Annotated in this window: 11 protein-coding genes; 2 read left to right on the forward strand and 9 right to left on the reverse strand. The window is 33.8% G+C overall.

Going from position 1 to position 13075, the window contains the following annotated elements:
• Nucleotides 1–214 precede the first annotated feature (214 nt).
• Nucleotides 215–1090 (forward strand): hypothetical protein, encoded by an 876-nt coding sequence (locus tag Q1A60_RS21250; RefSeq protein ID WP_299770105.1) that lies wholly within the window; start codon nucleotides 215–217, stop codon nucleotides 1088–1090.
• 3 nt (nucleotides 1091–1093) lie between these two features.
• Here the strand turns inward: Q1A60_RS21250 and Q1A60_RS21255 are convergent, their stop codons facing one another.
• Genes Q1A60_RS21255 through Q1A60_RS21280 form a run of 6 tightly spaced genes read right to left on the reverse strand, consistent with a single transcriptional unit; the run spans nucleotide 1094 to nucleotide 7515 of the window.
• Nucleotides 1094–1573 (reverse strand): hypothetical protein, encoded by a 480-nt coding sequence (locus Q1A60_RS21255; protein WP_300008464.1) that lies wholly within the window; start codon nucleotides 1571–1573, stop codon nucleotides 1094–1096.
• Nucleotides 1574–1633: 60 nt separating this feature from the next.
• The gene (locus tag Q1A60_RS21260; RefSeq protein ID WP_299770082.1) at nucleotides 1634–2839 is read right to left on the reverse strand and encodes a tetratricopeptide repeat protein; all 1206 of its coding nucleotides are present in this window, start codon (nucleotides 2837–2839) and stop codon (nucleotides 1634–1636) included.
• A 34-nt stretch (nucleotides 2840–2873) separates the two neighbouring features.
• Nucleotides 2874–4085: an alpha/beta hydrolase-fold protein gene (locus Q1A60_RS21265; RefSeq protein WP_299770074.1), complete on the reverse strand. Its 1212-nt coding sequence runs from the start codon at nucleotides 4083–4085 to the stop codon at nucleotides 2874–2876.
• Nucleotides 4086–4126: 41 nt separating this feature from the next.
• Nucleotides 4127–5539, reverse strand: a complete 1413-nt coding sequence (locus Q1A60_RS21270; protein WP_299770067.1) for a M56 family metallopeptidase — start codon at nucleotides 5537–5539, stop codon at nucleotides 4127–4129.
• A 24-nt stretch (nucleotides 5540–5563) separates the two neighbouring features.
• Entirely contained in the window at nucleotides 5564–7153 is a 1590-nt protein-coding gene (locus tag Q1A60_RS21275) for a M56 family metallopeptidase (protein WP_299770064.1), read from the reverse strand.
• Nucleotides 7150–7515, reverse strand: a complete 366-nt coding sequence (locus tag Q1A60_RS21280; protein WP_299770061.1) for a BlaI/MecI/CopY family transcriptional regulator — start codon at nucleotides 7513–7515, stop codon at nucleotides 7150–7152. The genes Q1A60_RS21275 and Q1A60_RS21280 overlap by 4 nt, the downstream gene beginning before the upstream one ends.
• A gap of 168 nt (nucleotides 7516–7683) precedes the next feature.
• On the opposite strand from Q1A60_RS21280, the gene Q1A60_RS21285 reads away from it, so the two are divergent.
• Nucleotides 7684–8193, forward strand: a complete 510-nt coding sequence (locus tag Q1A60_RS21285; RefSeq protein ID WP_299770058.1) for a DUF456 domain-containing protein — start codon at nucleotides 7684–7686, stop codon at nucleotides 8191–8193.
• A gap of 112 nt (nucleotides 8194–8305) precedes the next feature.
• Here Q1A60_RS21285 and Q1A60_RS21290 read toward each other — a convergent pair whose 3' ends face one another.
• The 3 genes from Q1A60_RS21290 to Q1A60_RS21300 all read right to left on the reverse strand — a co-directional run.
• Entirely contained in the window at nucleotides 8306–10258 is a 1953-nt protein-coding gene (locus Q1A60_RS21290) for an OmpA family protein (protein WP_299770055.1), read from the reverse strand.
• Nucleotides 10259–10301: 43 nt separating this feature from the next.
• Nucleotides 10302–11249, reverse strand: a complete 948-nt coding sequence (locus Q1A60_RS21295; protein WP_299770052.1) for a type IX secretion system membrane protein PorP/SprF — start codon at nucleotides 11247–11249, stop codon at nucleotides 10302–10304.
• Between the two features lie 54 nt (nucleotides 11250–11303).
• The coding region (locus tag Q1A60_RS21300) for a gliding motility-associated C-terminal domain-containing protein (protein WP_300008471.1) at nucleotides 11304–13075 on the reverse strand (1772 nt) is incomplete at its 5' end.

Consider the following 13075-nt stretch of genomic DNA (forward strand, 5'->3'; position numbering starts at 1 on the left):
AAAGATCCCGCCATAAAGCGGGATTAATTCAACTTTCACTATTGAGTGCGTCTTATAGACTTCTCAACAGTGAGTTTATTCAAAAAAAACAAAAGATCCCGCCATAAAGCGGGATTAATTCAACTTTCACTATTGAGTGCGTCTTATAGACTTCTCAACAGTGAGTTTCATTAACAAGAATTTTTGTTACCTTTAAATTCCAAATCTATTTTTAATGAAACGCATTATACTCCTTTGTTGTGGACTCCTACTAAGTCTTTCAACGATTACCGCGCAGACAGAAACCTACACTGTCGATAACCAAGCCTACGAGCTTAAAACAGATGTAGAAGGCCCTATTACCTTACTTTGGAATATCTTTAGTCAAGAGTATCGTTATTTTGTCAAAAAAGGAACTACAATTACTGAACTGACAAATACCAAAGAAGGAAAAAAATATCAAGAAGAATACAAGAAACAACTTCAGGAACTTACTGGTGATGTTACGATGAATACCGATAAGGTGAAATTAACCTTAGCGAGTTTACGACGTTTTTTTAATGCCTATAATAAACAAGTAGATTCTTCATACAAGGAAAATAGCTTCCTTACAAACATGGAATATCGTTTAGGCACCTTTGTAGGAATTACCAATAGTGTTTTTGTAGATAATCCAGATAATATATCCAATTTTCAATTTGGTTTTGACTTTGAGCTCTACGATGCAACAGCACTCCCTAGTCATTCGATTGTTTTTCAATTTAAACAGACTTTATCTAGTGATGAATTTGATTACAGTGCTTCTCAATTATCTATTAATCATCGTTTTAAATTTATCAAAACACCTATATACCAGATATATCTTAACACAAAGCTAGCCACTTTTACCTCAGCTAAAAGAACTACAGAAATTGTAGGCAGTGATTTTATAGAAATTGTTGAGGACTCTGGTTCAAATTTACAAGGACCGCTTATTTTTGGATTGGGTGCCGATATTAAATTAGGGAAAGGGTATTTATCATTGAATTATAATGATGCCTATTCTTTTATCATAGATGATAATGGAGAGTTTCCTGTTGACTTAACTATTGGGTATCGATTTGTACTGTAGCATTTAATCTACTTTTAAAACTAACGGTAGTTTAAATCGTGTTTTTACGAGTATGTCTCGTTTCATAGCAGGTTCTGCTTTGGGTAATGCGCCTGTGGCATCATGAATCCACAAAGGTAATTCAGGGATCTCATTACGTACTACTGGGGTAAGATGTATACTATCCAGACAGAACTTTCCAGTTTCATTTACAATAAAATCTATCCAAACAGTATCTTGTATTGATTCTTGTACTACAATCGTATGATTGCTGAGTTCTGTATATAAGGTATTCGTCACATAGTCTTCAAAACACTTTTTTAGCACTTCTTTTTCAGAAAGCTCATCACAACCCTCAAAAATAGGATAGGTATCTACTTCTGTAATATCTATACTATATCGATCTTGACTTAAGAAGTCTTCGGTAGTTATTTTTTTAGCCTCCCATCTTGAGCATGATGCTAACAGCATACAAAGGGCCAAAGACAAAAGACGAATATTCATACCATTTAATTTCTTGGATGAAATTTACAATAATATATGGTGTTCTCCTAAAAGCTATTTTTATCCTTTTTTATCGTCTCCTTCTTTTAAGAAAAGTTCTTCTTTCAACACTTTAAGTCGCCTTTCGGTCATTGTCGAATAAAATGTAGCTGCCCTGTCTTTAGACTCTTTATGTTTCTCTAAAAATTGTTCATAGAGCTTGACTACTTCTTTTTTGTCTTCGTAATAATTATCGGCACACACAGGAATGTTGTAGTGTGCTCGTATATTGGAAGGATCTATTTTAACGACTTTTCTATATTGAACTATTGCCTTTTCAAATTTTTTATTGATTTGGTAAGCGTTTCCTAATGTATAATAGATATCATCTAATGGTAGGTCTTTAAAGTATAATGCTTGCTTGGCATGGTATTCAGCTTTTTCTATATCTCTTGTTTTCCCATATAATTCGGCTAATGTATGATGAACACCATAGTCTTCATCGTCTATGCCTAATAAAATCAAATATTGTTCTATTGCTTTCTGATATCTATTTGTTTTATGATAACTCACTCCTAAATTATTATGAATAAAGGGTGATGATTGTCCTAATGCTATCAATTTTTCAAACCAAGTAATGGACTCATCATACCATCCTCTTAAGTAATAGTTTTGTGCTAAAATATTGACCATTTCTGCATTGTCAGGATCGATGTCTAATGCTTTGAAACAGATTTTATCAACTACAGGGTAGTCACGTTTGCCCAAATAATGCAATCCTAATTGATACAAGGCTTTTTGATGCGTAGAATCTAGTTGTACAGCTTTAGAAAAGGCTTCTTCACTTTGTGTCGTTGCCATTTTCTTCCATACAGAATCTCCTTTCTTTTCTAATTGTTTTAATGCTCTCCCGCGTTGGTAAAAATATTCAGGATTATCAGGATATTTTTCTGACAATTCTGTAAAAATAGTATCCGCTACACGATAGTCGCCTCTTGTAATTAATAGTCTCCCATACTCTGTGGCGGCAATAGGTTGCTCTTTATTTAAAGAAAGTGATGCTGCATACGCTTCTAAAGCTGCCTTTTTATTACCTAAACCTCGATACGACCGTGCAACTTGTAATTGTACTGATGCACTTTGATCTGGCACCAATTGATATTGTTTTACTGCTTTTGTATAACTGCCTACAGCATATAAACTATCTGCAATAGTTAAAGCCGAAGACTGTGCTTCGGCGTTACTAATGATACTCGCAAAAAAAACAAGAATGAGATATCTCTTCATGTATTATTCTAATTTTAAAGACTGTTTTATAAATCTATTTATTTAATTTTTTCAACTTTTCTTGTGCCTCCTTATTCCCATCTATTTCGATTGCTTTTTCAAAATAGTGAATTGCTTCATCCTTTTTCTTTCGTAGGGTATAATAATCTCCCATTGCCACATAGCTTCTAGACTCTTTTGGGTAAAACTTTAGGTTCATCTCTAAATAGGCTTGTGCTTTCTTCGGTGATTTATGTGATGTCAGTATAAAAAAGCCAACATCATTTATAAACTGCCATTTGGGTTTTACTTCACGCTTAAAACGTTTACTTACTTCTTCAAAATGCGTATAAAAAGGTACTGTTAACTCTTCTGCTGAGTATGCTTTTGGTGTATTAAACCTCCATCTCTCTGGAAATGGATACCATGAAAACAATGACCGTAATCCATTATACAGCCCTGGAACCACAACACTACCATGATCTTCGTTTCCTTGATAATCCCAAGTAAACTCTACATCACTTTTATTTTTCACCAATATATCATGAAAATTAAGATTTGCTCTTAGCATTTCTGTGGGTTCGGATTTTAGCTTCCGTACTTTAGTGGTGTCTATACCTGTACTATTGGCTACCGCTATATATAATGATTTGTTTTGATGTGTAGATGAATTGAATAATGCTTTAGATTCATTAACAAGATTTTCTTTGTCCCACCACAGACTTGGATCAATGGCTAAGTAATGATCAAAAACTTCTGGGTGATGCATATATGTATAGAGTACAAAAAGACCTCCTGTAGAATGTCCTATGATGGTGCTCATCGTATCTGTAGGATACTTGCTATTTACATAGGGTTGCAATTCCTTTTCTATAAATGTCATAAAATTAGCTGCCCCTCCAGAAGTCTCTGATGTATGTCCTCGTTGAAATGGCACATGTGTAGGTGTAAAGTCTCTTGTTCTGTCTGTATTTGAAATCCCTACTATGATAGATTTAGGCACATCCCATTTCTCTAGGAGTTTTAGCATACCCGTAACAGTGTAAAAGTGATCTGTTCCATCTAGTACATAAATGACAGGGTACTTATCACCATCTTCTATTTTTTCTGGAAGGTGGACCCAAATTTCTCTTTGCTCATTCAATGTTTTTGAGAATAGAGAATCTACAGTACCTATAACTATTTGTTTCTTGTCATTATGAGAAAACTGTGCTATTGCACAAAAGTTTATACAAATAAACCCAATACAAACTAGTATTCTTGTCACAAAATGATTACTGCACTTCATAAATATATATGACTCTCAGATTATAGATTAAAAGTAAAAGGGAGTTCGTATAAAACACCTACTTTTTTTCCATCTTTTTCGCCAGGAACCATTTTTGGTAATGTTTTGATCACTCTAATCGCTTCTTTTTCCAATTGAGGATGAGCTCCACGAGCGCGAACATTTACAATATTCCCTTCTACATCTATTTTAAAAACAGCAACGACTCTTTTTATTCCTGTGAGCCCTAACTGTTCTGGAAGCTTCCCATTAAACTCTTTAGTTGCGTGTTCCTTAATTTTTTGAGTAGTACAGTTCTTTATTTCTTTTTTAGAGCCTGAGCATCCTGGATACGCTGGTACTTGCTCCAGTACACCAAATGGGATATCTAAATCGTTTAGTACATCGTCATAGGTGCTATCTTTTAAAATATCCTCGTCCTTTGAAGTCACTGCAGTTAATACTTTAAGTGCTTTCTCTTCTTCTTCTGTTAAACCTCCTTTTTTTGCTATCGAATTTTTGAGGGTTTCTATATTCTGAATGATTTCACTATCAGGCGTACTGTACCCAGATCCTGATGCTTGTGCATCTGAACAAGCGGTGTATACTAATATGGAAAAAAGTGCTGGTACTAAGAATAAATATTTTGCTTTAGCTATTTGTCTTGATTTTGTTTTTTGTAACATAATAATACGTTTTTTGATGATGGAATGATTAAAAAATGGATTAATGAATGAAAATTGTTTTGTATCAAATACTGTATTCAATAGTTCTTCGTAATACTGTTTTTTTGAGGTGTTTTCTATAGCATATCCATCGGCTAAGTATTCATGTACCAAGGTGATTTCTTTTTGAAACACATAGACAAATGGATTAAACCAAAAGACAATACGCAAAGCTTCGAAAAACAGAAGATCTAAGGTATGCCTTTGCTTAATGTGTATACGTTCATGTGCTAGTATACGCTTTCGCGAAAGCGCACTTAACTTATCTCCCAGAAATACATAGTTAAAAAAGGTGAATGCTTGTGTACTTTCTGGCAAAAGAATAATGCGTTTTCCCTTTTCCTTAAAACGAAAAAGGCGTGTAAATTGAACTAATTTATAACTAAAAATAAGCATGCTGATTCCCATCCCTATATAGTATACATACATCCAATTAAATCTATAACCGGTTGTATTTGACATTACAACATCTGTAGGTTTTGTTGTGTCTATAATGGGTGTAGTATAGCTTTCTACTATAATTTCTGGAAGTACCGTGGCCACCTCTTGAACAGGAATTATAGTTTGTAATGCTGCAATTTTTAGAAAGGGTAATACAATGGCTAGTATAGGAGTTATGAGTAAATATATTCTATTGTAGGTGAAAAAGGTTTCTTTTTTTAAAAAGGTCTTATATCCTACTAAGAATATGGCTTGAAAGCAGAGCACTTCTATAATGTATCTTGTCATAACTCCTAATCTATAGTGTTTATATCATGAGTGTATTTGAAATGTAATTGGTAGGCTATACAATACGCCCACGGGTACTCCATTTTGTTCTCCAGGTTGCATTTGAGGGAGAGTTTTCATTACTCTTTTTGCTTCTGCTTCTAAATCTGGATGTGGCGCGCGCACTCTTACATTAACTACATCTCCGTTTTTGTCAATTTTAAAGGCAACAAAAATCTTATTGACGCCTGTAAGGCCTAATGTTTTTCCTAGAGAAGTATCAAACTCTCTGTTTACATGTTTTGCGATACTTTGGCTCATACATACTTTACGCTCTTCATTTGTACCTGTACAGTTTGGAAAAACCGGTACTTGATCTATCACTGCAAAAGGGATATCATCTACATTTTCTGGATTAACGACTATTTCTTCTATCATTGTAACATCATCAGTAGGCGGAGTTTTGGGCGTACCTAAATTCATATATACATTATAACTTTTGTCTCCGATATTATAGGTAAGCTCAAAATATCCTTCAGGCTTTCCTTCACTTAACTTGTGAACACTATAAGAAAGTTTAGTTCCTTCTTCGTTTATTGAAGTCCATCCTACGTAATCTGGATTAGCTATTAAAAATGCTTCATATGCTTGATGCGTTTTTAAATTTTCTCCTTCTAGATCTTCTCCCTTGACAAGTTCATAACTTAAACTTTCAATATTTACTTCGGTAGGAGTTTCAAGACTATTGTCATTACTACAAGAGGTATATATTAATATTCCAAAAATTAAAGGGATAAGGACTAAATATTTTAGTTGAGAGATTTGTTTTGATTTTGATTTTTGTAACATACTAATTCGTTTTTTAATTAATGAATGATTGAAAAATGTATTGATGAATGACACATTTTCTGTATTAAATACTTGGGATAGTAAACTTTGATAATAGGTTTTTTTGCCATTTTGAGAAACTACTTTAGCATCTGCTGTATATTCTTGAAGGAGCATCATTTTATTTTGATACACATATACTAGTGGGTTAAACCAGCATACAATACGGAGTACTTCAAAAAACAGCATGTCAAATGAGTGATGTTCTTTAATATGAATGGTCTCATGAAGCATGATATTATCTCGTTGTACATCTGATAGGTTTTCTCCTAAGAAGATCGTATTGAAAAATGAAAAGGCAGTATCAGTATTAGGCAACGTAACAACGTGTAGATCTCCTACTTCATTTAAGATTCCTTTTCTTTTTAAGCGTTGTATTTTTATTACTTTATATACAAAATATGCTAGTGTAATGATCATTCCTACGATCCATATACCAAGTATCCAAGTAATAAGGCTGATAGGTTTTGTACCCGTGAGCACAATCTCATCAAGTACCCCTCCATTTATAGCTGTATCTGTAATACTTGTTTGCAGTAACACCTCTGGTAATACAATCGTATAGGACGCAGGTATGGTTTCTCGGATGGCATCTATCTTAATAAAAGGAAGGATAAAACTAAGGATAGGCGTTATAAGTAAGTAACATCTATTCCAAGTAAAGAACGTTTCTTTTTTTAAGAACATATCATAGACGACTAGAAATAGCAGTTGATATGCAATGATCTGAAGGATATAGTGTATCATTGGTTTTCTTCTTTATTAATCTCTTTCATGATCTCTTCCATTTCTGACATATTGATATCATTTTTCTTCATAAAAAAAGATACCATACTTTTAAATGATCCTTGAAAATAGCCGTTCATCAACTTATTAAGTGTTTGATTGCTATAATCTGCTTTTTGAACTAAAGGAAAATAAATATGACCTCTTCCCTCTTTACGGTATCCTACAAACTCTTTATTTTCAAGAATTCTAACAATAGTAGATACTGTATTGTATGCTGGTTTTGGCGCTGGTAACTTTTCTATAATAGCAGCAACATTGGCTTCTTTAAGATCCCAAAGGATTTGCATAATATCTTCTTCGGCTTTGGTAAGTTGTTTCATTAGTTATGTATCGATTATTGATCCGTAAACGACCCTTTGTTTAACATTTTATCAAAGGACTCTTTTACAAATATAACTAAAAAATTAGTTTAAACTAATTTTTTAGTTTAAAAATTGTAACAAATTAACAAATAGTGCGTCATATTATCTGTAACTACAAACATTTAGATGGATTTACTGCTTGTATTTTTAAGTTTATTACTGGTACTTTTAGGCATTGTTGGGAGTTTTATTCCTGTATTACCAGGACCTCCTGTGAGTTGGCTAGGCCTTTTAGTATTACATCTTACAAAAGGAGTTCCTATGGATTATACCTTTTTAGGGATTACACTCTTTGTAGCGTTACTCATTTTTATTCTGGATTATATCATACCTTCTATAGGCACCAAACGTTTTGGTGGTAGTAGAGCTGGTGCTATAGGAACGATGATTGGATTATTTGTAGGTATTTTTTCACCGATCCCATTTGGGATTTTAATTGGTCCTTTTGTAGGAGCGTTGATTGGTGAACTTATATTTAATCAGAGTGATTCCAAAACTGCTTTTAAAGCCGCTGTAGGCTCTTTTCTTGGTTTTATAGCTTCTACCTTCATGAAGTTTATTGTGACCGTTATATTCCTTGTATTATTCATCTACAAGCTTTTTGCGTATAGTGATACGTTATTTGTTTGGTCATAAGATCGAGCAGTAGGTAAAATATATGTTTTCTTAGTACGCTTTCGCGAAAGCGTATACTAAAAAAAGCCCTTCATTTCTGAAAGGCTTTCTATATATTGAATTCTGTATCTCGTTATTTTTTAATCACGATAAATTCGGATCTTCTATTAAGTTGGTGATCTTCTTCAGAACATTTAGATCCATTACTACATTCATTTACTAATTGTGTTTCTCCATATCCAGCACCTGTGATTCTGCTACTATCTATTCCTTGACTTATGATATAAGCAACTGTAGATTTTGCTCTTTTATCAGATAAGCTCAAGTTATAGCTATCTTTTCCTCGGCTATCTGTATGTGATCTTGCATCTATCACCATTGTTGGGTATTGTCTCATCACAGAGATTACTTTTTCAAGTTCTAATGCCGCATCTGGACGAATGTTAAATCTATCGAAGTCAAAATAAATAGGATTCAATTCTAATAGTATTGTTAAGTCATCACCTACTTCAATAGGTTTCTGGGTAAGTTCTAGTTGTAAATTATTAGTCATTGTTTTTGACTCATCTGGTGTCGTAAACACCGCTTCATCTCCATTGTATGTCTCTTTTATAGCTCTCACGATATACTGCTCTTCACAGGTTGCCGTATCAAAATTATAGTTTCCATTGGTTTCACTAAGCATTGAGCTTACAACTTCTCCAGAACCATTTATTAATTGAACAGTTGCTCCAGAAATTGGAGCTCCAGATTCTTTATCTAGTACTTTTCCATCTACAAGGATATCGCAAGGAATTTCTTCACTTACAAAACGATAAATATCATCACTTCCCATTCCTGTTTTACGATTGGATGCAAAGTATCCTAATTTAGTGTCATCATTTACAATAAATGTAAAATCATCATACGAACTATTGATAGGTTTTCCAATATTAATGATTTCTTGTTCATCACTTTGTACCTGTGGACTTGTTACAAAAACATCAAGTCCTCCTAATCCAGGGTGACCATCTGAAGCAAAGTATAGGTTTCCATTTTTACTCATAAACGGAAATGTTTCTCTTCCTTCTGTATTAATAGGTCTTCCAAGGTTTACTGGAGTTCCATAGGTTCCATCTTCATTAATATCTACAACCCAAATATCAGAAAGACCCACAGTGCCTTCCATATCTGAAGCAAAGTAAAGTTTTGTATTATCTGCATTTAGAGCAGGATGTGCTGTCGAATACTCGTTACTATTAAAAGGCATCTCTACAGCTTCTGTCCATCCTTTTCCTTCTTCTCTAGTAGATTTATATATCTTAAGTTTATTGGTTCCGTTTTTATCTTTTTTGTAAGATCCTTTTGTATAGTTATTACGTGTAAAGTATACAGTATTTCCATCTTTTGAAAATACGGTTGTACTTTCATGAAATTTTGAATTTAGTGTTTTATTAAACTTTGAAGGTTTAGAAAAAGAACCTGACTCTTCCCCTATTTTCGTTTCAAATAAATCTAAAAAAGGTTGGTTATTCCATTTATGAATACGTCTAATTCCTCCTCCAGAATCTCTCGCAGAAGCAAAGATTAATTTCCCTTCAAACGTTGTTGGTGCAAAGTCTGAATATCTAGAATTTATACTTCTAATATCTTCAAGCGTATATTTACTCTTTTTATATTCTGATATCTCTCGTAAGTAATCTGGAGATTCTTTGAATAATGTAGCTCTTATATCTGTACCATTAAGATCATTAAAGCGAGTCATCATAACATCTGCTAACTCATAGTTTTTTAACGCTCTTAATGTCTGTGCATATCTAAAATAATATTCCGGCTGCACTTCGTCTTTATAGGTGTCTATTAACTTTTTGTACCATACTTCAGCATTTGTATATTCAGCATTGAAATAATAAGAGTCTGCTAGTTTTTGAAATAAATCAGCAGATTCGTATCCTTTTTCTACAACATCTAGATATATTTTACGTGCATCTACAAACGCATACTGATCAAATTTCTTATCTGCTCTAGATATCTTCCCTTCTTGAGCAACGCTAGTCACTCCTAGTAGTGAGAATACGGCTATTAATATATAAACGTGAAGTTTCATTAAGTTTGATTTTAAATAATAATTATATACTATCCTCTTTCTATTAGAAGAATCTAGGTGTTAGTAACCTATCATACTCGTTAAATAATTCAAATCTAAGGAAAACTTCAAAACTTCCATCATTGAATGTTGTGTTCCCTAAATCTGTTGTCTCACGATCATATGCAAGACCTATAAGCATACTATCTGATACTTGGAAACCTGCAAGACCACTAAAGGCTGCATCCCATCTGTAAGCTGCTCCTAAATGAAGCTTCTCTAAAAATAAAAAGTTGGCGGTAAGATCTACCTGTAATGGAGCGCCTGCTACTGCTTTTATTAATGTGCTCGGCTTAAATTTTACTTGATCTGAAACATCAAAAGTGTATCCCAAAATACCATAGTAATTAATACGCTCTTCGGCTACAAAACTTGTCCCATTTGAGTTGTTACTCTCATTAAAGTGATCTGTCTGTATTAAGTTAGGAGCACTCAAGCCAGCATAAAAACGATCTGTATGGTAGTATACTCCTGCTCCAATAACAGGAGATATCTTATTGTCTATATTCTGAGCAAAACGTGGATCTGTAGGATCAAAAAGGTTTAGTCTCGTAAAATCTACATCTAAAATATGTCCTCCTCCTTTCAAACCAAAACTTAACTTCCCTTTATCTGAAGTATCAATTGTATAACTAAAATCTACGCCAATGTAGGTTTCTTGTGAAGGTCCTAATGCATCATTTACAATAGATAATCCTAATCCCACTTTACTTTCTGAAATAGGAGAATGAATACTTAAACTCTGTGTACGAGGAGCGCCATCTAAACCAACCCACTGGCTACGATGTAAACCTACAATACTTGTAACTCCTCTATTACCAGCATAGGCCGGATTAATAGCCACAGTATTATAAATATACTGTGAATATTGAGGATCCTGTTGTGCATTAACTTGACATACATTTAAAAGAGCCAAGAGGAATGAACTGACAAAAACAATATGATTTTTCATAAAAAAGTTTCTATTTTGATTTTCAGGCGCATTACGCGCCTGAAAATTAACAATTTATCTTTGAATATATAAATAACCTGCGCTAGTACGTGTTTGACCACCATTATCAACATATTCTAAGGTCCAGTAATATGTACCTACTGGTAAGAATTTATCTTGACTTATAGTAGCTCGGCCATTTGAAAGTCCTCTAAATTGATTTCCATTTTGACCATATCCGTCTGCTTCATATACTAATACACCCCATCTATTAAATATCTTCACTGTATTATCTGGGAAGTTTTCAATACCAGAGATGATAAATGTATCATTCTGTCCATCTTCTCCTAGTGAAATACCATTATGTACAATTATTTCATCTGTAGGAGGCTCTGTAGTATCAAGTATGGTCACTGTTGGATCATCTGCATCACCATCACCTTCTACATCTACATCTGTAGTATCTGTAGGATCATCAGAAATATCAATTACGGCATTTCCTAACGTATCAAATCCAGTTGTACTAGCAGTATTAACTACTTCTCCATTTGCTACATCATTCTCTGTAATTACATATACTGCTGTAAAGTCTGCACTTTCACCAGGTAGTAGATCTACTGGGTCACCTATTACAGTAACTAGATCATCATCAACTGTTACTCCTTCTAGTATTACATTTCCAGTATTAGTAACTGTGAATGTATATTGAATCTGATCACCAACATCTGCAAATCCATTAGCATTTATATCTACAAATACTCCTACTTTGATTAATTCAATACTTGGTAATTGAGGTATCACCGTTACTGTAGGATCTTCAAAATCTCCGTCATTGTCTGGATCAGTATTTGAAGTATCATTAGGATCATCAGAAGTATCTGTAATAAGAGTTCCATCAGGATCTGTACCTTCTGCTGTAGCTATATTTACAACACCACCATTTTCTACATCAGTTTGCGTAATTACATATGTTGCTGTAAATGTAGTTGAATCACTTTCTCCTACTAGTAAGTCTATAGGTCCACCTGTTACCGTTACCATGTCATCGGTTATTGTAATTCCTGTAAGATCTACATTACCATTGTTTGTAACAATAAACGTGTATACAATTTCATCTCCTGCATCGATTATTCCATTTCCATTTGTATCAATAACTTCTGCTATTTTCTCAAGGTCAATATTTCCATCAGGGTTTTGAGGAATAATAGTTATAGTAACATCATCTTCTGTATTACCATCTGTATCATCTCCATTATCTGAAGCGGTATCTTCTACTTGAGATCCATTTTCTTCAAATCCAATTGCTCCTGCTTGGTTTTCAATTGTACCTGCATCAATATCTGCTTGTGTTACAACATAATCTGCAGTAAAGGTAAGTGATTCTCCTGGTAATAAATCAAAGGCATCTGCTTCACCATCTTCATCAGTTCCGCCCATATCATATACTGGCACTGGTAATGTACCTGTTCCTGTAAATATTCCCGCATCTTCAATTACTTCAATATCAAATACCGTTACATCTCCTGTATTTTCTACAGTATATGTATATGTTATAATTCCAGTAACTGGATCATATACACTTGTCTTGGTAATTTCTATAGCTTCTGTAACACAAATAACATCGACAATTACTGTAGCTGTTTCTGTAGTTGTAGATCCGTCTGGATTTGTTACCTCTACTGTATAATCAAAAGTATCCGTTCCACAGAAATTAGGATCTGGTGTGTATGTTACTGTTCCATCAGCATTGATCGTTACGGTTCCATTAGCTGGATCAGTTACATCTATTACTTCTACATCACTGTTAGGATCAAACGTATCATTATCTAATACATCAATATCCACTG

The organism is uncultured Dokdonia sp., assembly GCF_947492535.1.
Classification (GTDB): domain Bacteria; phylum Bacteroidota; class Bacteroidia; order Flavobacteriales; family Flavobacteriaceae; genus Dokdonia.

Coding starts and splice junctions, on each gene's coding strand:
- Q1A60_RS21250 (WP_299770105.1), top strand. CDS start 215: ATGAAACGCATTATACTCCTTTGTTGTGGACTCCTACTAAGTCTTTCA.
- Q1A60_RS21255 (WP_300008464.1), bottom strand. CDS start 1,573: ATGAATATTCGTCTTTTGTCTTTGGCCCTTTGTATGCTGTTAGCATCA.
- Q1A60_RS21260 (WP_299770082.1), bottom strand. CDS start 2,839: ATGAAGAGATATCTCATTCTTGTTTTTTTTGCGAGTATCATTAGTAAC.
- Q1A60_RS21270 (WP_299770067.1), bottom strand. CDS start 5,539: ATGACAAGATACATTATAGAAGTGCTCTGCTTTCAAGCCATATTCTTA.
- Q1A60_RS21275 (WP_299770064.1), bottom strand. CDS start 7,153: ATGATACACTATATCCTTCAGATCATTGCATATCAACTGCTATTTCTA.
- Q1A60_RS21280 (WP_299770061.1), bottom strand. CDS start 7,515: ATGAAACAACTTACCAAAGCCGAAGAAGATATTATGCAAATCCTTTGG.
- Q1A60_RS21285 (WP_299770058.1), top strand. CDS start 7,684: ATGGATTTACTGCTTGTATTTTTAAGTTTATTACTGGTACTTTTAGGC.
- Q1A60_RS21290 (WP_299770055.1), bottom strand. CDS start 10,258: ATGAAACTTCACGTTTATATATTAATAGCCGTATTCTCACTACTAGGA.
- Q1A60_RS21295 (WP_299770052.1), bottom strand. CDS start 11,249: ATGAAAAATCATATTGTTTTTGTCAGTTCATTCCTCTTGGCTCTTTTA.